Source organism: Lacrimispora struthionigena (genome assembly GCF_048627165.1).
Classification (GTDB): Bacteria; Bacillota; Clostridia; order Lachnospirales; family Lachnospiraceae; genus Lacrimispora.
Map to the genome: position 1 here is coordinate 2,539,617 of NZ_JBMBWP010000002.1, position 26,431 is coordinate 2,566,047.

Here is a 26,431-nt window from a genome sequence, read left to right on the forward strand (position 1 = left end):
GTTGTACCCCCTTCCTGCTGTGCAGTTTGGGATATAACAGCGCACTTAGCATTATATTTCCTTTCTCGTATTTCGTCTACAATATTCAGTAAGAGGGGGGCTCTGTTTTCGAGAGCGCCCCTCTTTTGTATCTCAATTTTCCTCCCTGGTTGCCCGGAGCTGCTCTGGTCGGTAACTTGGTTGAGATACACTTTTACACTTGTAAAATTTTTCATTTATAATATAATTAAAATACTGAATTATTTATTTTTTTAAAAATACGCATTATGAGCCTAATATAATAGCAATAATGCGTAGCTCATAATGTACAATTGTTTATTAATCTGAGGTATTAATTCTTAACTTAAAGACTTGAGGTGGATGGGTGAAGCGAAAACTTTGGATAACAATGCTTTATATTATAATAACATTCATTTTATTTGTTTTTTTGTACTTTTATATTGTAGATTCAATTCAAGATCATAGATTAGTAAAACTAGCTACCGAAGCAGCGGAGAAGGCTATTGAGAGTAAAGATTTTTCTTTATACTACGGATTAGCAGAAAAATCATATATTTCAATTAAAGAGAAATTATATATAGTACTTGCTCTAAGTATAGCCGCATTATTAATTATTTGGTACATAATAATAACTTCAACTAATTTAAAGATAGAGAAAGATATGTCAGAAACTAAAAATGCTAATATCTTTACATTAAAAAAAACTTATATTATTATTTCAATTATTGGGTTAATAAGTTCTATCATATATTTATTAAATGCCATAAAGGATCATAAATCCATTGCTATTTCACTTATTCTTCCAATAGACATGCTATGCATATTATTCATTATGTATAATATTCGATACAAGTATATTAAGACATATGGCGAAGATATAGGTCACTTTTCTTCCAAAATTATTATAGTTGGATTATCAGTAATGTTAATAATTATTGATTTCTTACTATATAAGCTCATAGCAATAACAGGTATAGATATTATGAAGTGGCATTATTAAAGATTATAATCAACACAATCTTTCACAATTTTGAAAGAACCCAACTCCCCATTATATTTAAAAAGTGAATATATAAAACAAAATTTCTAGTACAAAAAAAGAAGTACTGTCCCCGACGTTCCCACCCGTCAAAGATAGTACTTTTTTTACCCCTAAGTCCTTCCCAAAGGACAAATAGATTCCGACCATTATTTTTACACAAAGGAAAAGCACCGACCCCGCAGCTCTCCGTCTGCAAAACCAGTACTTTTTTAGTGCGCCTTCAGGGACTCGAACCCTGGACAAATAGATTAAGAGTCTACTGCTCTACCAACTGAGCTAAAGGCGCTTGTCTTTCGTTTTTTCGGTGTGCTCTTGTCTCAAGCACGTGTGTAATTATATAACCGTATTCAGCAAAAGTCAACACCTTTTTTACAAAATATTTACAACTTTTTCGAATTTATTTATTATTTGTATTTTTTTTAATATTTCCACCCAGTGTTTTGTTCACTTCCACAAAAGATTTGTTCCATGCGAGCATTTTCTTATTCAGCTCAGTTTTATCGCTGGTTGCCTGCAAAAGCTTATTTGTTACCTTATCTTTCATTCCCATGGTACGCTCACCTGCCTCACCTTTTGCTTTATTATATGCAAAACCGGCCTCCTGGTTATAGAATGGAGACCGGTAATTATTTATTAATATTATCGACAGGCAATCAGCTTGTAGATAGGATTTCCTTTTGACGAAAACTTTTCTTCATATTCTGTCATCACATTCCCGGTTCCCATTTCGCTGTGATGTAAATCATATGTGAAGTCTTCAATCTTCCAGCCTGCTCTTGGAATGGCTTCCAGAGAATAATCAAACAATCCCCTGTTATCAGTTTTAAATTCTACTACTCCGTCCGGTCTTAAAATCTGATTATATACTGCCATAAATTCCTCAGAAGTAAGCCTGCGCTTTTCATGACGGTCCTTAGGCCATGGATCCGAAAAATTAAGATAGATTTTTTCGACCTCTCCCGGCGCATAAATTTCAGCCAGATTCTTGGCATCAACGCACATGAAGTAAATGTTATTCAACTCCAATTCTGCCCGTTTCTGTAATCCTCGCAGTAAAACACTGGGATACCGTTCAATACCGACATAATTAATATTCGGATGAAGTGTAGCCAGTTCCATAATAAAACGGCCTTTTCCCATACCGATTTCTATTTCTATTGGGTTTTCATTACCAAATACATCCTTCCAGCATCCTTTTTTCCCAGACGGGTTCTGGATTACATAAGGACTCGCAGCAATTTCCTCTTCCGATCCGGGGATGTGACGTAGCCTCATATCTATATTCCTCCAATTAATCATCTTTCCAATTCAATTCACAGCCTTGTTGGCATATGGCAGATAGATTGTATCATATTGGATATAAAATGTGCAAGTTACTACTGATTTTTATATATAGGGATTCCTTTAATTATGGTACTCCCTGTATATTTTTTAATTTTCTCTTACGACGTTCTATGTTTTACTCTGTCTTGTAGATATCGTTTTCATGTGCTTGTTGCGTCAATTTTTTCGAATATTTGTTCTTTTTGCTGTTCTTACAAAAAATAACAGTATCATTTTAGTATCATAAAGGCGTGTCCGGTATACCGGACACCCGCCTTTATTTATTCCATATACATTCACTCTATTTGCAATGCCTGAATAATTTTGTAGTACCATTTTAGTACCGCCTAAACATCATCACGTTTCTTTATAGCTTGCTTGGCACTCTCTGGCAGAAAACCATAAATTTCATCTATTTTCTTAGGCTCAGTTATCATCTTTTCAATTATAAAATTTAAAACTTCAAATAAAGTTCTTGCAACATTAGGTTCATCATTTAGATCAATAGTCCCAGGGTGCACTGCATTATTTCCAATTATTCGTATTGAATCTAATGCTTTTTGCACACTGCAAGGTAACCCTTTTTTTACAAGTGACTTAATATCTTCATTTATATTATCGCCCTTTTCTCCTAAATGCTTGCACAAATTTTGTAGACCTAATCTCAATAAAGCCGCAGAAGCTCTTGGGGATTTTGAATATATTTCTTTAGCTTCATTATATACTTGCCTTACTGATTCCGGCATATCCGCATTTGCTGATGGAAGTATTGTTGATGAAGGAAAAATCATATTTCTATTAACCCATATTTGAATATTATTACATGCTGCACATGCAACAACATCTATCTCATCTTCATAATCTATGTAATCCAGGTTATCATCATATGAAAGCAGAAAATCTCCATTTTCTTTTATAATAGCATATATATGACTCCAACGCATTTGAGACACAGTTCCACAGTGTGGACATGTATACACGGCTTTAGCATATTCGGCTTCATTGTAATCACCCATAGTCAAACCCTCATACCATTTTCTTCCATAATACACCAAAATATCTTAAAAGAAAACACCCATCTTTCGACTGGTGCTACGATCTATATGGATAATACAAAGTGAATCAGCATGTCTACACATTGAAGACTTACATAAGATTATATTAATTTTAGTACATGAATCATACATAAGAATATATTAAAAATATATGTAAACCATTGAAAAGAATAATACGATATGCTATATTAGAATTACAAAAGGAACAACCGCCCCTCCACAAGGGGTTGGCCAATATTCAGAATAGAAATCTCCCAATACCGACCAAGTATACAAGGGGGATTTTCTATTGCCCATTTCTGGGACTTTATAGAAAAACGTTACTTACAATTTACGAAAATAAAGGTAAGTAATGCGATTATGAACATGCCAAAGGCCATAAGGTCTTTAAAGTCATATTTCATCCGCACCACCTCCCATCTATGTATGATGGAAGGCCAACGCCCTTGCAGTGACACGATTGTTCCATGCCACTATGGTAACATATCCCATTTCAATGTGCAATTACTTTCCCAGGCAGAGATGAAATAACGTCCCTTGATTTGCTGCCACTTTTGGCAACAGACGGCATGTCCATAATCCAAACAGATAGCGATTCGTTATTGAGTTATCCGGAGTCCTCATAGTTCTCGTCCAGCAAGACGAAAACCTCCGTCTATTAACCGGTTCAACTTTGAGCTCGTCCCCATGACGAACGGAAGGAGTCTCAATCTGCGATCCCGTTCAACATTAATGTTGAATACCTGGGGCTCAACTTCAATGTTAAACCCTACTTCAGGCTCGTCAACAAAGGCGAACGGGAATATAGAGTAAGCGCCCGTCCTGTTAAATCTGCAGGGCGTAAGAGAGGGGTATTCATTAAGTGAAGACCCTTTACAGCGCAACACTTCTATCCTTCCTGACCTGTTGCGACCGTCGCAACTCCTCAAGCCATCGTTTGTGCTCTTCCATTTGTTCTTCCAATTCTTCCCTGGCAATAACCGCCCTCTTCCGTAGAACTGGTCCAGGTTCTATTAAACCGATCCACACCGTTTCCAACAAGCCCCATACTGTAGATGCGATCTTCTTCCGGTAAGAACTGCCTTAACCTCTTTGAGTTTTTAGGCTTCCGCAGCTCCCTCATGGTCCGGGATGTATATTTTTTAATTTTCTCTTACAAATTCAAAATCAATAAAATAACAGGTGCGCAATTTACTATAATCTAGTATAATGTCTGTATATTGGGATACAACCGTTTTGCAAAGGAGGAAATATATGGGAACTACAGATAACAGTCTCTGGATCAAGATCCAGCAGGGTTTGAGGGAAACCGAGGCGCTTATGAACCAGAAGCAGTATAACATGGTCATGATCAAAGCTCGTCAGACTCTGGAATATATGATTCATTTTCTTGCCGAAAAGGCTTTGATAGTGGAAACCGATCTGGCTGACAGCATTGACCAGTTATATGAAGGACGATTTATTTCCCAGGCAGTCAAAGATCACTACCACCGGATCCGGGTACTTGGTAATAAAGCAGTACATGAAGGCAATGACAGTCCCTATGATGCTTCAGAGGCCTGTAAGCTGATTTCAATCGAAGTTACTGCCTTTACAAACGCATTTCATAAAAGCCATCAGGGCTCACAAGCTCAGAAACCACGTACTGCAGGTGTGCAGGCTGCCCCCATCGCGTCAAGAGCTGCCTCCCAGAGAACTGCAGCTACAGCAGACGAGCCCAAAAGAACAGGAACGCCTCAAAGGGCCAATACCGGTTCTTCCCGCAGAGCGCCACAGAATTCTGGTTCCAGATCAGGTCAAAGACCATCTCAGGGTACTGCCCCAAGAAATGACAGACGACCGGCTCCTCAAAACAGAAGCCGTCGCCGAATTAAAAACAGACGTTCTGACTTATCCGGTTTATTAAAGCCGCTTCTTATATTTTTAGTTCTTTTTGTTGTCGTGCTGATAATTGTAAAGCTGATACCAGGAAAAGATAAAAAGAATGAGACTGTTCCTACAGAGATTTCATCAGAAGTTACTTCAGAGCCAATATCTACTACTGCGGAAGTTGTCACTGAGCCTGCGGAAACAGAAACAGAGCCCCCGAAAGTTTATACGACTAAAAGTAAGCTTAATGTCCGGTCCAAACCTGCTTCCGACAGCACAAAGCTAGGAAGCCTTGCGTCTGGTACTGTTGTGGAGTATGTTGAAACCTATGATGATAAATGGACCGTTATCACGTTTGAAGGGAAACAGGCTTACGTAGCAACAGAATTTTTAACCGTCACGGAAGGAACTGGTAAATCAGAATCAGAATCGGCTTCCGAAACCACCAAAGCCGCAAGTCAATAATATTATGAAGCGAAGAATCAAAAGTAAGCTGCTTTTGATCTTCGCTTTTTTATGTATATAATGCATAAGTATAGTACGGTTGGCATACCTTATATTTATGTCAAAATTCAAACCACTATTTGTTTTTTTCCAAATTACTATGGAAATTTTTTTTAATTGTAGTATTATTAATAATTAGAACCATTTTATTTAGTTCACTATTCACAAAAGGAGGGCAAAAAATGGATGTTGTGATTGATAAAATATCTGAGATCGAATCAGCTGCCACTTCCATCATGGAGCATGCCAATGAACAGAAAAAAGCGTTTGCAAAAGAAATGGATGAACGCACTGCTGCATTTGATGCCCAGCTGGAACAAGAAACAGAAAAAGAAATAGAGAAACTGAGAGCAGGTATGGAAATCAAAATGAATCAGCGCTTAAAGAAACAGCGGGATGAATTGCAGGAAATCCTGAAGGCTATGGAAAAAAACTTTGAAGTCCATCATACCCAATATGCAGAGGAACTATTCAATAACATGATAAAGGAGTGATTCCATGGGAAATCTGTTATCCTACAGCGGTTTGACAACCAAGGTACGGGCGATGGAAAGCCATCTGATCTCCGACAGCCAGTTCCGTGATATGGCTGCTCTTGAAACAGTTTCCGATGCCGTGGAGTATTTAAGACATTTAAAAGCCTATGAGGGCTTGTTTTCCGATGTGGATGATGAAAAACTTCACCGGGGTGCGATTGAACAGCGGCTTATCCTGTCCCTGTACCAGGATTTTGCAAAGCTCTACCGTTTTTCCAACTTAACGCAGCGTAAATTCCTTGACTTATATTTTATGCACTTTGAAATCGATATCCTGAAAAAATGTTTCCGTAACGCCATGGGACGTAACCAGCTGGATATCGATCTTTCTGTATTCAGGGACTTTTTTTCCAAACATTCTTCATTGGATTTAATGAAGCTTTCCTCTTCCGCAAACTTACATGATTTTATTGCAAATCTGGAGGGCTCCATCTATTACGATCTTCTGATTCATCTGGAAGAGGGAACTGAAACCACACTGTTTGATTATGAAGTACATCTGGATTTGCTTTATTTTAAAACAATCTGGAAAGTAATGAGTAAATACTTAAACAAGAAGTCCCAGGAGCTTTTAATCCAATGTTTTGGCAGTAAACTGGATTTGCTCAATATTCAGTGGATATACCGTTCTCTTAAATATTACCACTTAAATTCTGCTGATATTTATGCACTTCTTATACCTTTTCATTATCATTTAAAAAAGGATCAGACTGCGAAGCTGGTAGAGTCCGGGACTATGGATGAATTTTTTACAGTCCTTAAAACTACCTATTACGGTCAGAAGGCAGATATGGATGTAAGGGAGAAACCTGATTTAGAGCAGCTTACCAGTGAGGTTCTTGATAAGATATACCGTTCCACTAGCAGACAGAATCCTTATTCCATTGCAACATTAAATTCCTATCTTTATTTAAAGGAGGAGGAAATTCAAAAAATAATAACACTCATAGAGAGTATTCGGTATCAGCTGAAGCCGGAAGAAATTATCTCCTATGTAGTTAAACAGTAAAGGGGGTAGCTTTTCCTGTGATTGAAAAAATGAAGTTTTTAAGTATTACCGGACCAAAAGAGGATATTGACCGGGTCATAGATACCTATCTGTCCAAATATGAGATTCATTTAGAGAACGCGTTGTCCGAGCTGAAAACGGTAAAAGATTTACGGCCTTATATCGAAACCAATCCACATAAGGACACATATCAGCGGGCCCAGGAGTTGTCCAGACTTCTTCCTGATAACATTACTGATACAGACGTAAAAGATGTATCAATTGAAGAAGCGGTTAAAACGATTGAGGAAATTGGATCTCAGGTGGAAGAACTGACCACAGCGCAGACAGAATATCAGGAAAAAATAGATGCCTTAAACCAGTCTCTTGAAAAAATAATACCGTTCACGGGACTTAATTATGATTTGAGTTCCATACTGCATTTTAAGTACATCAAATTCCGTTTCGGACGAATTTTACATGAATACTATAACAAATTCGAGAGCTACGTTTATGACACCATAGACACAGTCCTTTATAAGTGCCGGGAAGATTCAGAATACGTCTGGCTGGTTTACTTTGTCCCAGATACAATTTCCAATCAGATTGATGCTATTTATTCGTCCATGCATTTCGAACGATTCTTTGTGCCTGACGAGTATAAAGGTACTCCTTCCGATGCCATTCATACCCTGCAGGGTAAAATAAAGGTACTTGAGACGGAACAGAATGCCGTTAAAAAGAATCTGGAGCAGGTACTGGCTGCAAAACGGGTTGATCTGTTATCCGCACTAAACCGGCTGGAGACCTTTTCCACTAATTTTAACGTGAGAAAGCTTGCTGCCTGCACCAAGCAGAATATCAATACCTTTTACATTCTCTGCGGCTGGATGAGTTTCCGGGACGCCAGGGCATTCCAGAAAGAAATCTCCAATGATGAGAAGACTTTCTGCATCGTGGAAGATGACCACAGTAACATTATGAGCGATCCTCCCACAAAACTTCTAAATCCCCGGTTATTTCAGCCATTTGAACTGTTTATTAAAATGTACGGTCTTCCGGCATATAATGAGATCGATCCTACAATTCTCATTGGAATTACTTATTCGTTCCTGTTTGGTTTCATGTTCGGGGATGTTGGTCAGGGGCTTTGCCTCCTCCTTGGCGGATTTCTTCTTTTCCGTCTGAAAAAGGCCAGCCTGGCTGCCATCATATCCTGCTGCGGATTCTTTTCCACCATATTTGGATTCCTGTTTGGCAGCGTATTTGGATTTGAAGATGTAATACATGCCGTATGGCTGCGTCCAATGGAGCATATGACCAATCTGCCGTTTATCGGTAAACTGAATACCGTATTTATTGCTGCAATTTGCATTGGTATGGGGATTATACTTCTTACCATGATACTCAATATCATAAACAGCATCCGGTCACATGATCCGGAGCGAACGTTTTTTGATACCAACGGCGCCGCCGGACTTATCTTTTATGCAAGCCTTGTCCTTACTATTGTTCTTTATATGACAGGCAATCCAATACCGGCATCCGCAATCTTAATTTTAATGTTCGGACTTCCGCTTCTGCTTATATTCTTTAAAGAACCGCTAACCGCCCTGCTGGAGCGCAAAGCGGCGGTACTGCCGGAAGGCAAGGCTATGTTTGTTATACAGGGATTTTTTGAACTGTTTGAAGTTCTCTTAAGTTATTTTTCCAATACGCTTTCCTTTGTCAGAGTGGGTGCTTTTGCAATCAGCCACGCTGCCATGATGGGAGTTGTATTAATGCTTTCCGGAGCAGAGGCCGGCAACCCCAACTGGATTGGTGTGATCTTAGGCAACTTATTTGTCTGCGGCATGGAAGGACTGATTGTAGGAATTCAGGTCCTTCGTCTGGAATATTATGAATTATTTAGCCGCTTTTACCGTGGAACCGGCCGTGCATTTAAACCTTACGGAAAGAAAAATTAATTATTTCAGGAGGAAACCAATATGTCAACTTTAGTAAAAATTACATTAGCAGCTGCATTACTTTTAAGCATTGCAATCCCGTTCGGAGCATTTGCCATGGGGGAAAAATCAAAGGGGCGTTATAAAAAAGCGCTGGGAATTAACTTACTTCTGTTCCTTGGCACCATTGCTGTATCCGGTATTTTTCTCTTTAACGGCCAGGCACAGGCTGCAGAAGCTGCTGCAAATGCTTCTGCTAGCGTTGCAGGAATGGGATATCTGGCAGCCGCTCTCTCTACCGGTCTTGCCTGCGTCGGCGGTGGAATTGCTGTTTCCGCAGCAGCAAGTGCAGCACTGGGCGCCATCAGCGAGGATGGCTCCATACTTGGAAAATCACTGATCTTCGTAGGTCTTGCCGAAGGTGTTTGTCTCTATGGCCTGATCATATCCTTTATGATCTTAGGTAAATTATAATTTATGAAAATGTATCTGATCAGCGACAATGTTGATACCTGGACAGGTATGAGACTGGCCGGCGTAGAAGGCGCTGTCGTTCATGAAAAAGCAGAATTGAAAAGCCAGCTTGATAAGGTTCTGGCCGACAAAGAGATCGGGATCATCCTCTTGACGGAAAAATTCGGGAAAGCATTTCCTGACATCATTAATGATGTAAAATTAAACCGTAAGCTGCCGTTAATTATCGAAATTCCCGACCGCCACGGTACTGGCCGCAAGCCCAACTTTATCACGGACTATGTCAACGAAGCAATCGGATTAAAACTATAAGAAAGAGGTGGTCATCTTGACAACTGAGGAAAAATTGCAGCACTTCCTTGAGTTTTGTATGGAAGATGCCAGGTCCCGCAGTGCAAAGATGCTTGATGAATATACCACTGCCTTAGAGCAGACCTTTTCAGAACATCAAGAGGATGCAAAACGCAGAGCCAGACAGCAGGTGGCATCAGAAAGCGAACAGATCGAACGGGAGATTAACAAACAACTCTCCTTAGAGCAGATCGGCACAAAGCGTGAATTTGGAAAAAAACAGGATGAATTAAAAGAAAAACTGTTTCAGGAGTTACAGGAGATGGTGGATCATTTCAGAAATACCCCCCAGTATACAGAGCTGATTGAAAAAGAAATCAGGGAAGCAAAGGAACTGGCCGGAAAAGAATTTATTACCATCTACATTGATCCTGCTGACGAGGAAAAAATCAGAAGCCTGTCCTTACCGGAAAGCGCTGATATCCGGGTCAGTGAGTATTCCTTCATGGGCGGAACAAGAGCCGTGATTCCTAACAGACACATTTTAATTGATAACTCCTTCCAGACAAAACTGGCTGAAGCAAAACGGGATTTCCGGTTTAACATAAAAGATTTGATGGGAGGTACGGAAAATGACTAATACAGGCACCATTTCCGGCATCAATGGCCCCGTCATTTATTTAAAGGGCGATCCCGGATTCAGAATGAATGAAATGGTCCATGTGGGAAAAGATCATTTAGTCGGCGAGGTAATCGGACTTACGGACCGCCGCACCATCGTTCAGGTATACGAGGAGACCAGCGGTATAAAACCAGGGGAAACAGTCACAGCCACAGGGTATCCTGTTTCCGTAACTCTGGCACCCGGAATTCTTAACAATATTTTTGACGGTATCGAACGCCCCTTAAGCGAGATTGCAAAAACAGGAGGCGCTTATATCGACAGAGGAATCCACGTAGATTCCCTTGATACCGGGAAGCTCTGGCAGACACATATTACGGTTAAAAAAGGTGACCACTTACTTCCTGGCGCAATTATCGCAGAAGTACCGGAAACGCCTGCCATCGTTCACAAGGTAATGATCCCACCTGATGTGGAGGGAATCGTACTTGATGTGGCAGAAGACGGCAATTATACCATATCTGACCCAATCATTACACTAAAGCTTTCTGACGGAACAGAAAAACAACTGACAATGACACAGAAGTGGCCCATCCGGGTTCCGAGACCTACATTAAAACGATATCCGGCAACCAAGCCGCTGATCACCGGGCAGAGAATTATTGATACCCTCTTCCCCCTTGCCAAGGGCGGCACTGCCTGTATCCCCGGAGGTTTTGGTACTGGTAAAACCATGACCCAGCATCAGATTGCCAAATGGTCCGATGCTGATATCATTATCTATATCGGCTGCGGAGAGCGCGGCAATGAGATGACTCAGGTACTGGAAGAATTTTCTCAATTAATCGATCCCCGTTCCGGCAACCCCTTAATGGACCGGACCACCCTGATCGCTAACACTTCCAATATGCCGGTAGCCGCCCGTGAGGCCAGTCTTTACTCCGGACTTACACTGGCAGAGTATTACCGTGATATGGGATATCACGTGGCCATCATGGCAGATTCCACCTCCAGGTGGGCAGAGGCTCTTCGTGAGTTATCCGGCCGTCTGGAAGAGATGCCTGCAGAAGAAGGCTTTCCTGCTTACTTAGCCTCACGTTTATCTGCTTTCTACGAGCGTGCAGGCATGATGCAGAATATCAACGGTACAGAAGGCTCCGTTACAATTATTGGCGCAGTTTCTCCTCAGGGAGGCGATTTCTCAGAGCCGGTTACACAAAACACCAAACGTTTTGTCCGCTGCTTCTGGGGTCTTGACCGGAATCTGGCCAACGAACGCCATTTCCCTGCTATTCACTGGCTCAGCAGCTATTCCGAGTATTTAACGGATCTGGCTCCCTGGTACCTGGAAAAGGTAGATAAAAAGTTTGTGGATTACAGAAACCGTATGGTATTTATCCTGACACAGGAAAGCAGTCTCATGGAGATTGTCAAGCTGATTGGCGGAGATATGCTTCCTGATGATCAAAAGCTGATTTTAGAGATTGCAAAGGTCATCCGAATCGGATTCTTACAGCAGAATGCCTTCCATAAGGACGACACCTGCGTTCCTATGGAAAAGCAGTTTAAGATGATGGACTTAATTCTCTATTTATATAAAAAGTCCCGTTCCCTTGTTTCAATGGGAATGCCCATGTCTGTCCTGAAAGAAGATCCTGTCTTTGATAAGATTATATCTCTGAAATATGATGTGCCAAACGACAGACTGGATCTATTTGATGACTATAAAAAACAGATTGATAACTTTTATGATTCTGTCATAGAACGAAACGCATAGGAAGGAGGCAGACGATGGCAATTGAATATTTAGGCTTAAGTGCAATTAACGGACCCCTGGTTGTTTTAGAAGGTGTCCAGAATGCTGCCTTTGACGAGATCGTGGAAATGACAGTCGCTGGTAAAACACAGAAACTGGGACGTATTATTGAAGTTTATGAAGATAAGGCAATTATTCAGGTATTTGGAGGAACCGACGGACTGGCTCTTAGAAATGTCCATACAAGACTGACCGGACGCCCCATGGAGCTTGCTGTTTCCGAAGACATGCTAGGCAGAACGTTTAACGGGATCGGAGAACCAATTGACGGACTGGGTGATATCAACTCGGATATCTATCTTGATATCAATGGAAAGCCATTAAATCCTGTGACCAGAGAATATCCCAGAGATTATATCCGTACAGGAATCTCAGCCATTGACGGTCTGATGACCTTAATACGAGGTCAGAAGCTCCCCATATTCTCGGGAAACGGTCTTCCCCATGATGAGCTGGCTGCTCAGATTGTACAGCAGGCATCTTTAGGTGATGATTCCAAATCCGGTGAGAAATTTGCGGTTGTATTCGCAGCCATGGGTGTGAAATACGACGTGGCAGATTTCTTTCGGCGTACCTTTGAAGAAAGCGGCGTATCCGACCATGTGGCAATGTTTATTAACCTGGCCAACGATCCGGTGGTAGAACGTCTTATTACTCCAAAAGTGGCTCTTACTCTGGCAGAATACCTGGCTTTTGAAAAGGGGATGCATATCCTGGTTATTTTAACGGATATGACAGCCTATGCGGAGGCTCTCCGTGAGGTTTCTTCCTCCAAGGGAGAAATCCCCTCCAGAAAAGGTTATCCCGGCTATCTGTACAGCGAGCTGGCATCCATCTATGAGAGAGCAGGCATCGTAAAGGGGCGGCATGGATCTGTAACCCAGATTCCCATTTTAACCATGCCAAATGATGACATCACCCACCCAATCCCTGATCTTACCGGCTATATCACAGAAGGGCAGATCGTTTTGGATCGGAACTTATACGGACAGTCTGTTTATCCACCCATTAACGTGCTCCCGTCCCTAAGCCGTCTGATGAAGGATGGAATCGGAGAAGGCTTTACCAGGGCGGATCACCAGGGCGTGGCAAACCAGCTGTTTTCCTGTTACGCCAAGGTAGGAGACGCAAGAGCATTGGCATCTGTAATTGGTGAAGATGAGCTTTCCCCTATTGATAAAAAGTATCTGGTATTTGGTAAAGCGTTCGAAGACCGCTTTGTCGGACAGGGAAATCACTCCAACAGAAACATTCTTGAGACATTAACCATCGGCTGGGAGCTGCTTGGTCTGCTTCCAAGAGCGGAGCTGGACCGTGTCGATACCAGGGTATTAGACCAGTATTATAAGGAAACCACCGCTGAAGCTTCAGTCGAATAGGAGGGGTCAGAATGAATCCGAATACATTTCCCACCAAGGGTAATTTAATCCTTGCGAAGAACTCCCTGACATTAGCCAGACAGGGTTATGAGCTGATGGATAAAAAGAGGAACATCCTGATCAAAGAACTGATGAGCTTAATTGATGAGGCCAAGGGAATTCAGTCGGAAATTGACGTGACGTTTACTGCTGCGTACAAAGCACTTCAGAAGGCAAATATTGAACTGGGGATTAATTACGTGCAGGATATTGCCATGGCAGTCCCCATTGATGACAGGGTTCGTATTAAAACACGAAGTATTATGGGTACTGAGATTCCGTTAGTGGAGCATGAGGAAATGCCTCTTAATTTAACCTATGCTTATTATAGTACCAGGGAATCTCTTGATGAAGCACGTTACCATTTTGAAAAGGTAAAATTGCTTTCCGTAAAACTTTCCATGGTGGAAAACTCAGCTTATCGTCTGGCTAACAGTATTAAAAGGACGCAAAAACGGGCTAACGCATTAAAGAACATTACCATCCCCCGCTACGAAACTCTTACCAGAAATATTACGAATTCTCTGGAAGAAAAGGACCGGGAGGAATTTACAAGGCTTAAAGTTATTAAGCGCACCAAGAAAAGCATGTAAGACAAGAGAGCTGGGATGCCTGATTTAACGGCATCTCAGCTCTCTTGTTTATTAAATCTTTCGTTCTGATAATTGCTTCCACTTGACGCCAAGATCCGGGGTAGAATAATTTTTCATTTTTTCAATCAGACCCTGGGGTTGTGTATCCACCAGTAAAAGACCCTTGTTGGAAGGATTCATAAATCCTTCTGCAATCGCTGTATCTATCATATTTAACAGCGGATCAAAAAAATGGGCTACATTTAATAATCCTACCGGTTTTTTATGAATACCAAGCTGTGACAAGCTGAGAACTTCAAACAGCTCCTCATAAGTTCCAACTCCACCAGGCAATGCAATAAAAGCATCTGCCAGATCAGCCATTGTTTTTTTTCTTTCATGCATATCCTTTACTTCTATCAGAAGTGTCAGATCCTGATTGATGATCTGACCGGGAAACAGTCCGGTGGGAATGACGCCTGTCGCCTTACCCCCATTTGCCAGAACTTCCTGTGCCACTTCTCCCATTAATCCCACGTTGGAACCTCCGTAAATTAATTCCATACCATTTTCACTCAGATTCTTACCCAGCATTCTGGCACAATCTTTATATTCTTCTCTGCTTCCCAGATTGGAACCTGAATAAACACAGACTTTTTTCATGCGGTACCTCCCATTCGTTTTCTAATCATGAATTCGTTGACGTTGTGATCTGAAACTATTATAATCAGCTCATAGTCATAAGTAAAATAGAGATTAAATATGGGAGGTATATTAAAATTTTATATGTTAATTCCATTTGAACTATACCGTGTCTTTTATACCACAGCCAGACTTGGAAGCATTTCAAAAGCTTCCAAAGAGCTTTTTACCTCTCAGCCAGCTGTCAGTTATTCCATAAAACAGCTGGAGGAAAAACTGGGCGGGCAGTTATTTTTCAGAAATGCAAAAGGGGTGTCCCTGACTGCTGAGGGAGAGATACTGTACCAATATATTGAAAAGGGATGCTCTCTGATTCTCTCCGGCGAACGCAAATTTGGAGAATTGAAAGATATGACTTTGGGACAACTGCGAATTGCTGTCTGTTCTGCTGTCTGTAAAAACGACCTGCTAAAGCCCATTACCCATTATCATCAGCGGTATCCGGATATCCGCATCCACGTCAGAGATGAATCCAGTCATGAAATCTCCAGGCTTCTTGATACGGGAGATATTGATATTGGTATTATTAATTTTCATGAAAATGCTAATGAACAGCTGCATATAGTCAAACAAATAAAAAAAGAGATGTGCTTTGTTGCAGGAAAGAAATATGAGGCCCTAAGCACAAATCCCATCTCACTTCGCGCACTGACAGAAGCTTACCCCTTAATTGCACTTCACAAAGGCGGCAGTACAAGGAATGCTCTGGATCAATTTCTGCTCACACATGGAATTAATAAAAATCCCCAGATCGAGTTAAGTACATTGGAGCTGATTGTTGAATTTGCCATTAACGGTCTAGGATTCGCCTGCGTAACAAAAGATTATGTGGAAAAAGAACTGGCCGGTAAGAAGCTTTTTCTTATTCCTATTTTAGAGTCTCTTCCAAAAGTAAATCTGGCGGTTGTATTAAAAAAAGGCATGCCGGTCTCCACTGCATCAGAAAAGTTCTTAGAACTGATTAACCCGTAAGATAGCAGTCCCACATAAGCCGCTGCCTTCTTAATATCCCAGACTCTGATCCACAATAATCACTTTTATCCTGTCCTTTATAAACTGGCCTGTTATGAGGACGAAGTCATTGCAGAATCTATCTTTATGATTGCAGTCAATACACCTTCCTAAAGTTGCGCAAGGCGTTGATTTTCCCAGCCGCTTTGCATCCAGTGGTGCTGCAATCTGCCTGGTTCTTTTTATGGCTTCGTCCAGATTATCAGTGATTTTATTAACTCCTGCTACAACAATTACCTGACCAGGTCCATATAACAGGGGAGCCACTCTGCTTCCATTTCCATCTATATTAAACAGCTCGCCTTTTTTCGTAATTGCATTCACACCGGTAATAAATGTATCTGCCCGGAAATTCTGCAAATACAATTCCCTTTTATCTTTGCCAGTCAGAGAAGGTTGAAACTTATCCAGAAAATGAATATCCCGAATTCTCAAATGATCGAATACCCCAAGCTCATCCAGAGTCACTGAATCCCCGCAGCCTACGGTTTCTCCATCTTTGATCAACTCATCCAAAAGAGAAATCAACAGACCCTGTTGATCCACATAATATCCTGCCATTTTGTTTTTATTAAGATTCTTAATAACCTCTCCCACGTGCTCAGGAATGTTCTTGTTATCAAAAAGCATCAATAAACTCCTTTCATTCTATCAGTATGTCATTCAGATTTTTAATTATTGTAAATCCCATATGTCAAAAAAGCAAATAAAAACTGCCGGAATTCTAATACCCGGCAGTTTAACTACGTTTTTTTGTTATTTATTTACTGATTCAAATTCCTTATAAATTTCATGATCAGGTTGGGGGGTCAAAAGCGATACGATAATGATTGCCCCGCATGCCACAGTAAAAGCCGGAAGAAGTTCATAGATGTTAAACACTCCACCCATAGGCCTCACCAGATATTTCCAAATAAACACCATTGCGCCTCCAGAGATCATTCCTGCAACAGCACCGTAAAAATTGCTTCTTTTCCAAAACAGTGCAAACAGCATTACAGGACCAAAGGAAGCTCCAAAACCAGCCCAGGCAAAGGAAACGATGGTGAATACGGAACTATTGGGATCCCAGGCAAGGAACACCGCGATCAGAGCGACTCCGATTACAGTCAGCCTGGCCGCCAGCATGGAAGTTTTATGACTTACTTTAAGTTTTAAAAAATCCTGCATAAGATTCTGGGATACTCCTGATGCAGCTGTTAATAGCTGGGAATCTGCCGTAGACATGGTACATGCAAGTATACCCGCAAGCACCACACCTGCCAACACGGAATAAAGAAAACCATGACTTCCCAAAAGCCCCGCCAGCCGGATAATCACTGTTTCCGCTTCCGATCCGGAGGTGAATACCGGAATACCGCCAGCCACAGAAACGCTGTAACCAATAATTCCAATAAGAATTGCTACAAACATGGATATCACAACCCAGGTAGACGCAATACGGCGGGAAGTTGTAAGCTTCTTCTCATCACTGATAGCCATAAAACGCAGAAGAATATGAGGCATACCAAAATATCCCAGTCCCCATGCCAGAGTAGATACAATATTTAATATACCGTAAGGGGATGATGTCTGCCCCGCCATATTATGGGTTCTGCTCATGCTTAGATAGCCTTCCAAAGCGCCAGCATTCTCTGTCACTCTGTCCCAGCCACCAGCTACTGATATTCCATAAAATACAATAATAATAAGAGAAATGCTCATAACAATACTCTGTACAAGGTCGGTTGTGGATACCGCCATGAACCCACCCATTACCGTGTATCCCACCACTACGATCGCACCAACAATCATAACAGTATGATAGTCTATGTGATACAAACTGTTAAACAGGGTACCTATTGCCTTAAAACCAGAAGCAGTGTACGGAATAAAGAAGACAAGAATAATTACTGCAGAAATACACATTAAAATATTTTTATCATCCCGATATCGTCGGGAGAAAAAATCCGGAATGGTAATGGTATTGCAAACTACAGAATACCGGCGAAGTCGTCTTGCAACCAAAAGCCAGTTTAAGTATGTGCCCGCTGCCAGACCGATTGCTGTCCAGCCAGCGTCAGCAATTCCAGTCATATAAGCAACACCCGGAAGTCCCATCAGCAGCCAGCTGCTCATGTCCGATGCCTCTGCACTCATGGCAGTTACTAACGGTCCCAGCTTCCTTCCTCCCAGATAGAATTCGTCCGCGGAGTCTCCCCCACCCTTCTTGCTGTAATAAAACCCGATATAGACCATTGCCACCAGATAAACCACTATGGCAGATAATATGCCTATTTGACCTATACTCATAACGTTCCTCCTTATTACTCACTTATTTCTGCTGTCAGCCTTATAACACAGCAATAATGGGTGTATTATAGCATCAACAAAAATAGAACGCAACGCAGAACGAAGTATAGACTAAATACCATACTTTTTCATTTAAAATATCATTATATCTATATTTTATAAGGATTTTTAACTGTACTCAGGTTAATTATAATTCTAATACAAGTATGTGTAATTTATTTTTCAGGCAGAAATCCACTTAGAAAGGAGGGCAGTACCGATGCACTGTATTGTCTCAGTGAATACTCTCCTCCGCACAGACACCAGTCATATAAAAACGCCCGTTCACAGAGAGCATAAAGCTTTACCATTTCAGTAACGCTCATTTTGGTTCCAATCTGTCCGTCTTCCTGTCCCTGTGCAATAATCTTTCTTAACAGCTTATAATAGGTGCGGTTATGATCCAGTAAATGCTTCTCCCCATTTGTTATAAGCTGAGTGGACAATAATCTTGCAAGAAGATCAATGGAGATACTATTCTCTATCATTGTAAATAGCTCACTGTTTAACCGAAGCAGCTTTTCTACAGCCGAAAGTTCAGGATCAAGCTGAGTTTTCAGCTCCTCATATTTATCATCAAATAGAACACTAAGTGTACTAAGAAGTGCATCCTTTCCATCAAAATAATGATAGAATGACCCTTTTGACGTCTTTGAAAGTTCTATGATTTCCTCCACAGTCGTATCTTCATATCCCTGTTCATAAAACAGTTTCCAGGCTGCGCTTACGATTTTACCCCTGGTATTGCGCACACTTTTTTTCGCCACGTAACAATTCCTCCTTAATTTTCATCCTTAGATGAAATTACATAATTCAGTATATCACATGAGAGGAAAAAACGTCCATGAATTAAATTCAGGTGGCGGATCCGTACTTGTGGTGACATGACGAAATCACTGTGTTACAATAATAAAAAACCGGCAAACTGCACCTTAGAAAGGAACGGTGAACAATGAACAGCCTGACAAAAAACATTCAATCCGAAGAGACTCTTCTTAACCTTATTCATCACGCATTTCCACATGCAATCTGTACAGGTATTGAAGAACTGACAGAAGGTTATTTTAATGTGGCATATAAAGTATCCCTGGAACATGCTCCCTCCTGCATATTAAAGATTGCACCCCCTGAGGATGCTCTTGTTATGTCCTATGAGAAGAATATTATGATGAGTGAAGTCCTGGCTATGCGCACTGTAAAGGAGCAATCTGATGTACCCGTTGCAAAAGTTTTATTTTATGATGACAGCTTAAGTCTGATTCATGCTCCGTATTTTTTCATGGAGATACTGGAGGGTGCGAGCTTCCACTCCATTATTTCCACTCTATCCCCAGATGTACAGTCAGCTATACGAACGGGAGCGGGCAGTTTGAACAAAAAAATCAACTCGATTCAAGGAAACAAATTCGGCTATCTGGGGCAGCCGTCTTTGCAGGGAAATGACTGGTATCCTGTATTTTCCACTATGACAGAGCTTGCTTTTTCAGATGGAGAGCGTTTGTCCATTGACTTAAAGATATCTAAAAATCAGCTGTTTAAGGATTTAGAAGCATACAAAGAACTGTTTGATGAGGTTAAAACCCCCGTACTTGTCCACTGGGATCTGTGGGATGGGAATATCTTTGTGAAAGACAACCGGATTACTGGTTTGATAGACTGGGAGAGAAGTCTTTGGGCAGATCCCCTGATGGAGGTTGGGTTTCGAACCTATAGTGCAGACACGAATTTCTTTAAAGGGTACGGCATTGACCACCTTACAGAAAAGGAATACTTGCGGGCGATATGGTATGACGTTTACACCATGCTCCTTGTTATCCAGGAATGCGATTATCGCCAATACGATACCCGGGATATGTATGAATGGGCTGCCGGCCATCTGACCGACAAATTTGCAGAGCTTCACCGAATCATACATGCCAGTTATTAACTCAGCGATTTATCTTCCACCTTACAGCCGTTACCGATGCCATCAGGGATACAATTGGAATTGTCATAACAACTCCCAAACTTCCTGAAATCCCCTGCATGATTTCAATTACCATGTTGTTGGAATTAATAATCTGCAGATAAGGCAGTTCATAGGCATAGTTTAACAACAGCGTACTGACTCCACTGCCAACAAATGCCAGGATTAAGGTATTCACCATGGTTCCCATGGCATCTCTGCCTACATTCATGCCAGAACGAAACAGCTCTTTTGTGGTCAGTTCAGGATTGTTGGTATGTATCTCAAATACAGTAGACGATATGGACATTCCCACGTCCATAACTGCGCCCAGAGCAGAAATCAGTAAGCCGGAAAACAGAAGTTCCCCCACACGGATTCCTCGTATGTTTTCCAGAACTGTCAGAGACTCAATATCAGATACATTGTAACCTGAGATATGAGATACTGCACCAAATACATAGGCTGACACACCCGCAATGATAACTCCGCTCACAGTTCCTGCCACAGCACACAACGTTTTTCCAGACCAGCCTCCCAGTAAATACATTGTGACAAAGGTAGTGATTGATGCAACCAGGACTGCTGCAAAAAATGGAGAATATCCTTTATAAATCATTGGTATATAAAGCCATACGATGCAGACGAAGGTAAAAATCAGTCCTACACAGGAATAAAAGCCTTTCCATCCTCCGATCACGCAGACAACTCCCAGAAAAAGCAGAACAAATCCAAGAACAGCCCACTCGCGATCTACGCTGTATACGGTATGAATAGCAATATCACCGGACACGCTTTGAATCACTATTACATTCATTCCCGGTTCACAGGCTGCTCCAAACAGATAGCCATTGTTGCTGGTTGCCTTAACCATTTTACCTTTCAGAGATCCGGAACGGATTTCAACCAAAACATTCTGCTGGCCGGTCCTGCTGCCGTCTTCCTGTAAATTATCCGAAAGAACCTCTATAACCCGGCCACGTTCAAAGGTTCTTCCCTGTGTGGATATAAGACTGGCTATATCTATCTGATTAAAGCAGATCAAAAACAGAGTAAATGCAGCCATAACAGCTGCAAATACGATCCACTGAAGCCACCTCTTTTCCTTTGTTATCCATGTGATTTTTCCCTGCTGCTCAAACTCCATATATGGTGGCTCCTTTCTCACCTGTTACTTTTTTCCGGCTATCCCCCGGGACATTCAGCCTCAGCCATATGTCCCGGAGTTCTTAAAAAACCTATTACCTTCTTGATGCGTTGGTCTTTTTTAACTCATAGGTATCATCAATTTTCTGAACCTTCCCGCCCGCAATTTCATAAGTATCAATTGCAAAGGTATTGTTGTTTATACGAATTACGGAATAAGTAGGATTCCAGTTCTGGCTTCTAGCAGCTATATAATCCTGTTTGCTTGGAATCAATTCATAAAATTTGCTTCCTGTTGCAGAATTGGCTTCCATATAAAGTGTTCCATCCCCATTTGTTACACCACCTGTCATTGAATTAGCAATGGTGTAACAACTGTTCTGAGCCTGGTAAGCTGGGTCTGTATAAGGAAATACATTCCCTGCCTCATCCTTTACATTATCCCAGTCATAAAAATTATAATTGGAATGAGTCTTAGAATCAGACTTTAATAAATAGCTTCTGGAATAGGTATGGTCATGCCCCTGAAGTACCACATCCACATCATATTTGTCCATTAAAGGAGTAAGCTGGGTTCTTAAGACGATTCCATCAGAGTCAGAGTGATCAAGGCCACTTCCATAAATATCCTGATGAATCATTACAATTCTCCAGGTTGTTTTAGGATACGCTTCCACTGCCTGGCGAATGGCCTGTTCATGTTCCGCGCAATTGTAATTATTCGTATTAAGCACAACATACAAAGCAGGACCATACTTATAAAAATAATCTCCTCCTGCGGTTGTTTTTCCCAGCTGGGTATTATTAGGATTATTAAAATGCAGACTATAGCTTTCATTGGTGGAGTCGTGGTTTCCGATAGTTGTAGAAACAGGAAGGGATTTCATCCAGTCCGCATTTAAAAATCCTGCATACTCCGTTTCATTTCCCATATCTTTTCCTTCCACATTTTTATTAATCTGATCTCCTGCAGAAAGTATAAAGCTGATATCCGGATTTGCAGTCATGGCGGTATTTAATGTCTTGTTCCAGCTAAAAGCATCATTGCGTGCTGCTGTATTAATCTCAGATTTGTTTTCCAGTTTATCGCCTCTGGAAGTGGTCTGCCCCTTTGAAGCACCAATCTGAGGATCTCCAACATAGAGCATGGAATAACTGTTAAAATTATGAGTCTTAAAAGAAGCCGTTTTGGAAGGCTGGCCGTTTTTAAAATACCGATAGTAATATGTGGTATTTTCAGAAAGAGAATCCACGGTTACCCGGTTGCTCTGATATCCCTCTACCGCCTGTACCGCATTCCCGTCGTATGTAACGGATTGGCTTAAATCACTGTTTTTTGATAATTCAATCCTGGGAGTTGCAGCACCATCCGTTTTTGAGTACCAGGCAAAATTTAATTTTGACTCATCTGCTCCAGGTGTAAGAGCTATTTTTTCGTAATCACGGCTCACCTCCCCTTCCCACTTCTGAGTCCACGCATCCCATGCCTGATCAGTAGTAGAATCAGAAAAGTGCTCCGTTGCCGCATATACGTATCCCCCCGCCAATACTGCTGCTATGGCAGCTAAAATAAAAGCAGCCCCATAATTCTTTCTGCTCTTCATACTTAATTCCTCCTTATGCTTGACGTTATTATATTCCGTCTGGATGTTTTTCTAATGAAGGCGCGTCTCATTTTCTAAAGCATAAATCGGCAGGTTATAATATTCAAGATACTTTGCCAAAGCTTTACAAACTATATCTGAAATTTACATGTAAACACCAAAGTGCCCGAAAAAAAAGCAGGCTTTTCAGCCTGCTTTTCTAAGGATTATTATCTTAAATCAAGGGGATTATACTCTTCTTCCTGCATCACACTCACATAAGCCGGACGTATAATCTTATCCATGTTAATCAGCTCCTCTATCCGGTGAGCGCTCCACCCTACGATTCTTGCTATTGCAAAAATGGGAGTAAACAACTCATTGGGAATGTCTAACATCGAATAAACAAATCCGCTGTAAAAATCAACATTGGCACTGACACCTTTGTAGATCCGGCGCTCTTCCCCGATTACCTTGGGAGCCAGCCTCTCTATGGCAGAGTAAAGGTTAAAATCTTCCATACGTCCCTTTTCTTCCGAGAGCTGTTTTACAAAACCTTTGAATATTTCCGCACGGGGGTCTGATTTGGAATAGACGGCATGTCCCATTCCGTAGATCAGTCCCTTCCTGTCATATGCTTCCTTGTGAAGCAGCTTTCTTAAGTACTCTTCAATTTCTTCTTCATCTTTCCAGTTGTGTACCTCTTTCCTTAAGTCCTCCATCATCTCAACTACCTTGATGTTGGCACCGCCGTGCTTCGGCCCCTTTAATGATGCGAGAGCTGCCGCTACTACACTGTAGGTATCCGTGCCGGAAGAGGTCACCACATGGGTTGTAAATGTGGAGTTATTACCGCCGCCGTGCTCCATGTGAAGAATAAGAGCCAGATCAAGAACATGAGCTTCTACTTTGGAATACTTCATATCCGGTCTTAAAAGTCTCAAAATATTTTCAGCCGTGGACAGTTTTTCATCGGGTCTGTGAATATACATGCTCCCGCCCCGCTCATAGTGATTAAAGGCATGGTAACCATAGACAGCCAGCATTGGCATGACACTGATTAACATCAGACTCTGCCGAAGGACATTTGGCACCGATATATCCCCTGCTTTTTCGTCATAGGCTGACAGGGTGAGAATACTTCTGGCAAGGGTGGACATCATGTCATGACTTGGTGCTTTCATCACTACATCCCTGACAAAATTGGTAGGGAGAGTTCTGCTGTAGCCCAGTGTCTGAGAGAAACGTTCCAGCTGCTTTTTATCCGGTAATTCTCCAAACAAAAGAAGATAGGCGATTTCTTCAAATCCATACCTTTCCTCTTTCACTACACCATTTACCAGGTCATAAATATTATATCCCCGATAATAAAGTTCCCCTTCACAAGGTACCTTCTCTCCGTCTATGGTTTTACTCGACAAGATCTTTGACACTTTGGTCAGACCGGCAACCACTCCGTTACCGTTCCTATCTCTAAGCCCCCTTTTTACATCGTATTTATCGTAGGATTCTAAGTCAATCCGTTCATCGTTTAAACAGATATCTGACCACTCCTGTACGTTTTTTTCAAATTCTTTCTGATCAATCATGCAAACACCTCTTTCTGAAAACAGATCATCAAGTTCCGCCGTCTTACCTAATGCCTACCCACTCCTTTCCCTCTGTAAATATATTCCAACTGTTCACTTTTGAACTTTTTCATATAATATATAATTTCAATAAAAAAATCAAGATATATTTTGTGAACAGCTGTATTTCTCACAGTTTTTGTATATTGACAAACACTCCCACAGCTTTTATACTTGCCTTAATTTCCCTACTTGAAATAATCGGAGGATATCCATGAAAATAGAATTATCTTTGCTTTTTTTTGTAGAAGCAGTTGGTACCATTGCGTTTGCCTCTTCGGGGGCCATGGTAGCCATTAAAAAACAGCTTGATTTGCTGGGAGTTATTGTTCTGGGGGTTACAACAGCAGTGGGCGGCGGTATGCTGCGGGATATTATTATTGGAAATGTCCCTCCTGCGCTGTTTAAGGACCCGATTTACGTATTACTTGCCTTTATTACGGTTATGCTTCTATTTATTACAGTAAGGATGAATCAGAAATTTATTTCCGGCCGTCACATGGAAACCTTTGAAAAGGTCATGAATATCTTTGATGCAATCGGTCTTGGCGCATTTACAGTGGTTGGCATCGATACTGCCGTTTTGGCGGGCTATGGTGATTATCATTTTCTCATAGTTTTTCTGGGTGTCATCACTGGTGTGGGCGGAGGCATCCTGCGTGATATCATGGCAGGCCAGACCCCTTATGTTCTAAAAAAGCACATTTATGCCTGTGCTTCCATTGCGGGTGCCATGCTGTATTCCGGTTTGATGAATCACATCAATGAAGATATTGCCATGCTGGCAGGTGCTGCAGCTGTCATAGTCATTCGTCTTCTGGCTACCCGTTTTTGCTGGAATCTGCCTACAGCCGTTAAAAAATAATAGAATCAGGAGGTTACACATGAACCGTTTACTGCAATATACGTTTGGTATCATTTTTTCCATCTGCCTTATGGTTGTACTGTTATTCACAGCAGTGGAGGCCGCCGTTTACTGGACTCCCGGGTATTTTGAAAAGGAATATAAAAAATATAATGTAACAGAGTCAGTTTCCATGAAAATGGACGACCTGATGGATGTTACAAACCAGATGATGGCATATTTAAAGGGTAACCGGACAGAGCTTCAGGTAAATACCACAATGGGGGGAGTCCGCAGAGATTTTTTCAGTGCCAGAGAAATTGCTCATATGAAAGATGTTCAGGGACTGTTTTTAGGAGCTATGTCGATCCGCAGAGGCTGCCTTATGGTAATGGTACTATGCCTTATTATCCTAATGTTATTGAAAATAAGCTGGAACAATACCTTTCCCCGGTCAGTTCTAATAGGAAGCGGGTTGTTTTTCCTTGGATCCGCTGTAATCGCAGGAATTATTTCTTCGGATTTTACCAGATATTTTATAATGTTTCACCATATGTTTTTTACAAATGATTTTTGGATGCTTGATCCATCTACTGACATGCTGATCAATATTGTTCCGGAAGGTTTTTTCAGGGACACTGTTTTTTATATTGGTTTTCTCTACTTTTTCTCGGTCGTGATACTATTAGCTTTATGCGTGTTTCTTATGCGTAAAAAGGGGAAAAATAGCAAATAAACTTTACTTGTTACTCAAAATCACCTATACTGTAAATTGACAAATTATC

Annotated in this window: 26 protein-coding genes and 1 tRNA gene; 15 read left to right on the top strand and 12 right to left on the bottom strand. The window is 41.2% G+C overall.

Annotated elements, in window-relative coordinates; translation table 11 throughout:
* The first annotated feature begins 364 nt into the window (after positions 1 to 364).
* On the top strand, positions 365 to 1,000 hold the full coding sequence (locus ACOAOT_RS20890; RefSeq protein ID WP_420218723.1) for a hypothetical protein: 636 nt from the start codon (positions 365 to 367) through the stop codon (positions 998 to 1,000).
* Between the two features lie 255 nt (positions 1,001 to 1,255).
* Here ACOAOT_RS20890 and ACOAOT_RS20895 read toward each other — a convergent pair.
* From ACOAOT_RS20895 to ACOAOT_RS20915, 5 genes are all read right to left on the bottom strand, one after another.
* Positions 1,256 to 1,328: transfer RNA gene (locus ACOAOT_RS20895), tRNA-Lys, on the bottom strand.
* Between the two features lie 111 nt (positions 1,329 to 1,439).
* On the bottom strand, positions 1,440 to 1,592 hold the full coding sequence (locus ACOAOT_RS20900; RefSeq protein ID WP_170072621.1) for a hypothetical protein: 153 nt from the start codon (positions 1,590 to 1,592) through the stop codon (positions 1,440 to 1,442).
* A gap of 89 nt (positions 1,593 to 1,681) precedes the next feature.
* Positions 1,682 to 2,317, bottom strand: a complete 636-nt coding sequence (trmB, locus tag ACOAOT_RS20905) for a tRNA (guanosine(46)-N7)-methyltransferase TrmB (RefSeq protein WP_420218724.1) — start codon at positions 2,315 to 2,317, stop codon at positions 1,682 to 1,684.
* A 395-nt stretch (positions 2,318 to 2,712) separates the two neighbouring features.
* Positions 2,713 to 3,381 carry a DUF4145 domain-containing protein gene (locus ACOAOT_RS20910; protein WP_420218725.1) on the bottom strand — a complete coding sequence of 223 codons (669 nt, stop codon included), beginning with the start codon at positions 3,379 to 3,381 and terminating at the stop codon, positions 2,713 to 2,715.
* A 964-nt stretch (positions 3,382 to 4,345) separates the two neighbouring features.
* A complete protein-coding gene (locus ACOAOT_RS20915; protein ID WP_420218726.1) occupies positions 4,346 to 4,468 on the bottom strand; it encodes a hypothetical protein in 123 nt (40 codons plus the stop codon).
* 206 nt (positions 4,469 to 4,674) lie between these two features.
* Here ACOAOT_RS20915 and ACOAOT_RS20920 point away from each other — a divergent pair, with 206 nt between their 5' ends.
* The 10 genes from ACOAOT_RS20920 (at position 4,675) to ACOAOT_RS20965 (ending at position 14,477) form a co-directional block, all read left to right on the top strand.
* Positions 4,675 to 5,754, top strand: a complete 1,080-nt coding sequence (locus tag ACOAOT_RS20920; RefSeq protein WP_420218727.1) for an SH3 domain-containing protein — start codon at positions 4,675 to 4,677, stop codon at positions 5,752 to 5,754.
* Positions 5,755 to 5,975: 221 nt separating this feature from the next.
* Positions 5,976 to 6,287 carry an ATPase gene (locus ACOAOT_RS20925; protein ID WP_277409720.1) on the top strand — a complete coding sequence of 104 codons (312 nt, stop codon included), beginning with the start codon at positions 5,976 to 5,978 and terminating at the stop codon, positions 6,285 to 6,287.
* Positions 6,288 to 6,291: 4 nt separating this feature from the next.
* Positions 6,292 to 7,338, top strand: coding sequence for a V0D/AC39 family V-type ATPase subunit (locus tag ACOAOT_RS20930; RefSeq protein WP_420218728.1), 1,047 nt, complete (start codon positions 6,292 to 6,294; stop codon positions 7,336 to 7,338).
* Positions 7,339 to 7,355: 17 nt separating this feature from the next.
* A complete protein-coding gene (locus tag ACOAOT_RS20935; protein WP_420218729.1) occupies positions 7,356 to 9,284 on the top strand; it encodes a V-type ATP synthase subunit I in 1,929 nt (642 codons plus the stop codon).
* Positions 9,285 to 9,305: 21 nt separating this feature from the next.
* Positions 9,306 to 9,737 (top strand): ATP synthase subunit C, encoded by a 432-nt coding sequence (locus ACOAOT_RS20940; RefSeq protein ID WP_420218730.1) that lies wholly within the window; start codon positions 9,306 to 9,308, stop codon positions 9,735 to 9,737.
* Between the two features lie 3 nt (positions 9,738 to 9,740).
* On the top strand, positions 9,741 to 10,049 hold the full coding sequence (locus ACOAOT_RS20945; RefSeq protein ID WP_104439578.1) for a V-type ATP synthase subunit F: 309 nt from the start codon (positions 9,741 to 9,743) through the stop codon (positions 10,047 to 10,049).
* A gap of 16 nt (positions 10,050 to 10,065) precedes the next feature.
* A complete protein-coding gene (locus tag ACOAOT_RS20950) occupies positions 10,066 to 10,668 on the top strand; it encodes a V-type ATP synthase subunit E (RefSeq protein WP_420218731.1) in 603 nt (200 codons plus the stop codon).
* Positions 10,661 to 12,427 carry a V-type ATP synthase subunit A gene (locus tag ACOAOT_RS20955; RefSeq protein ID WP_420218732.1) on the top strand — a complete coding sequence of 589 codons (1,767 nt, stop codon included), beginning with the start codon at positions 10,661 to 10,663 and terminating at the stop codon, positions 12,425 to 12,427. The genes ACOAOT_RS20950 and ACOAOT_RS20955 overlap by 8 nt, the downstream gene beginning before the upstream one ends.
* Before the next feature lie 14 nt (positions 12,428 to 12,441).
* Complete coding sequence (locus ACOAOT_RS20960; protein WP_420218733.1) at positions 12,442 to 13,845, top strand: V-type ATP synthase subunit B; 1,404 nt, start codon at positions 12,442 to 12,444, stop codon at positions 13,843 to 13,845.
* Between the two features lie 11 nt (positions 13,846 to 13,856).
* Positions 13,857 to 14,477 (top strand): V-type ATP synthase subunit D, encoded by a 621-nt coding sequence (locus tag ACOAOT_RS20965; protein ID WP_104439574.1) that lies wholly within the window; start codon positions 13,857 to 13,859, stop codon positions 14,475 to 14,477.
* A gap of 51 nt (positions 14,478 to 14,528) precedes the next feature.
* On the opposite strand, the gene ACOAOT_RS20970 is transcribed toward ACOAOT_RS20965, so the two are convergent.
* Positions 14,529 to 15,119, bottom strand: coding sequence for an LOG family protein (locus tag ACOAOT_RS20970; RefSeq protein WP_420218734.1), 591 nt, complete (start codon positions 15,117 to 15,119; stop codon positions 14,529 to 14,531).
* A gap of 99 nt (positions 15,120 to 15,218) precedes the next feature.
* Between ACOAOT_RS20970 and ACOAOT_RS20975 the strand changes: the two genes are divergently transcribed.
* A complete protein-coding gene (locus ACOAOT_RS20975; RefSeq protein ID WP_420218735.1) occupies positions 15,219 to 16,130 on the top strand; it encodes a LysR family transcriptional regulator in 912 nt (303 codons plus the stop codon).
* Positions 16,131 to 16,160: 30 nt separating this feature from the next.
* Here the strand turns inward: ACOAOT_RS20975 and ACOAOT_RS20980 are convergent, their stop codons facing one another.
* The 3 genes from ACOAOT_RS20980 to ACOAOT_RS20990 all read right to left on the bottom strand — a co-directional run bounded on the left by ACOAOT_RS20980 (position 16,161) and on the right by ACOAOT_RS20990 (position 19,267).
* Positions 16,161 to 16,799, bottom strand: coding sequence for a lactate utilization protein (locus tag ACOAOT_RS20980; protein ID WP_420218736.1), 639 nt, complete (start codon positions 16,797 to 16,799; stop codon positions 16,161 to 16,163).
* A gap of 126 nt (positions 16,800 to 16,925) precedes the next feature.
* A complete protein-coding gene (locus ACOAOT_RS20985; protein ID WP_420218737.1) occupies positions 16,926 to 18,461 on the bottom strand; it encodes a sodium/proline symporter in 1,536 nt (511 codons plus the stop codon).
* Between the two features lie 215 nt (positions 18,462 to 18,676).
* Positions 18,677 to 19,267 carry a TetR/AcrR family transcriptional regulator gene (locus ACOAOT_RS20990; protein ID WP_349672340.1) on the bottom strand — a complete coding sequence of 197 codons (591 nt, stop codon included), beginning with the start codon at positions 19,265 to 19,267 and terminating at the stop codon, positions 18,677 to 18,679.
* Between the two features lie 185 nt (positions 19,268 to 19,452).
* On the opposite strand from ACOAOT_RS20990, the gene ACOAOT_RS20995 reads away from it, so the two are divergent.
* Positions 19,453 to 20,427: a phosphotransferase family protein gene (locus ACOAOT_RS20995; protein ID WP_420218738.1), complete on the top strand. Its 975-nt coding sequence runs from the start codon at positions 19,453 to 19,455 to the stop codon at positions 20,425 to 20,427.
* Between the two features lies 1 nt (position 20,428).
* On the opposite strand, the gene ACOAOT_RS21000 is transcribed toward ACOAOT_RS20995, so the two are convergent.
* The 3 genes from ACOAOT_RS21000 to ACOAOT_RS21010 form a co-directional block, all read right to left on the bottom strand.
* A complete protein-coding gene (locus ACOAOT_RS21000; RefSeq protein ID WP_420218739.1) occupies positions 20,429 to 21,592 on the bottom strand; it encodes a YibE/F family protein in 1,164 nt (387 codons plus the stop codon).
* Between the two features lie 94 nt (positions 21,593 to 21,686).
* The gene (locus tag ACOAOT_RS21005; RefSeq protein ID WP_420218740.1) at positions 21,687 to 23,195 is read right to left on the bottom strand and encodes a purple acid phosphatase family protein; all 1,509 of its coding nucleotides are present in this window, start codon (positions 23,193 to 23,195) and stop codon (positions 21,687 to 21,689) included.
* Positions 23,196 to 23,404: 209 nt separating this feature from the next.
* On the bottom strand, positions 23,405 to 24,763 hold the full coding sequence (locus ACOAOT_RS21010) for a citrate/2-methylcitrate synthase (protein WP_420218741.1): 1,359 nt from the start codon (positions 24,761 to 24,763) through the stop codon (positions 23,405 to 23,407).
* A 253-nt stretch (positions 24,764 to 25,016) separates the two neighbouring features.
* Here ACOAOT_RS21010 and ACOAOT_RS21015 point away from each other — a divergent pair, with 253 nt between their 5' ends.
* Together ACOAOT_RS21015 and ACOAOT_RS21020 are read left to right on the top strand one after the other, a co-directional pair.
* A complete protein-coding gene (locus tag ACOAOT_RS21015) occupies positions 25,017 to 25,667 on the top strand; it encodes a trimeric intracellular cation channel family protein (RefSeq protein ID WP_420218742.1) in 651 nt (216 codons plus the stop codon).
* Between the two features lie 19 nt (positions 25,668 to 25,686).
* The gene (locus ACOAOT_RS21020) at positions 25,687 to 26,382 is read left to right on the top strand and encodes a TIGR01906 family membrane protein (protein ID WP_420218743.1); all 696 of its coding nucleotides are present in this window, start codon (positions 25,687 to 25,689) and stop codon (positions 26,380 to 26,382) included.
* Positions 26,383 to 26,431: the final 49 nt, after the last annotated feature.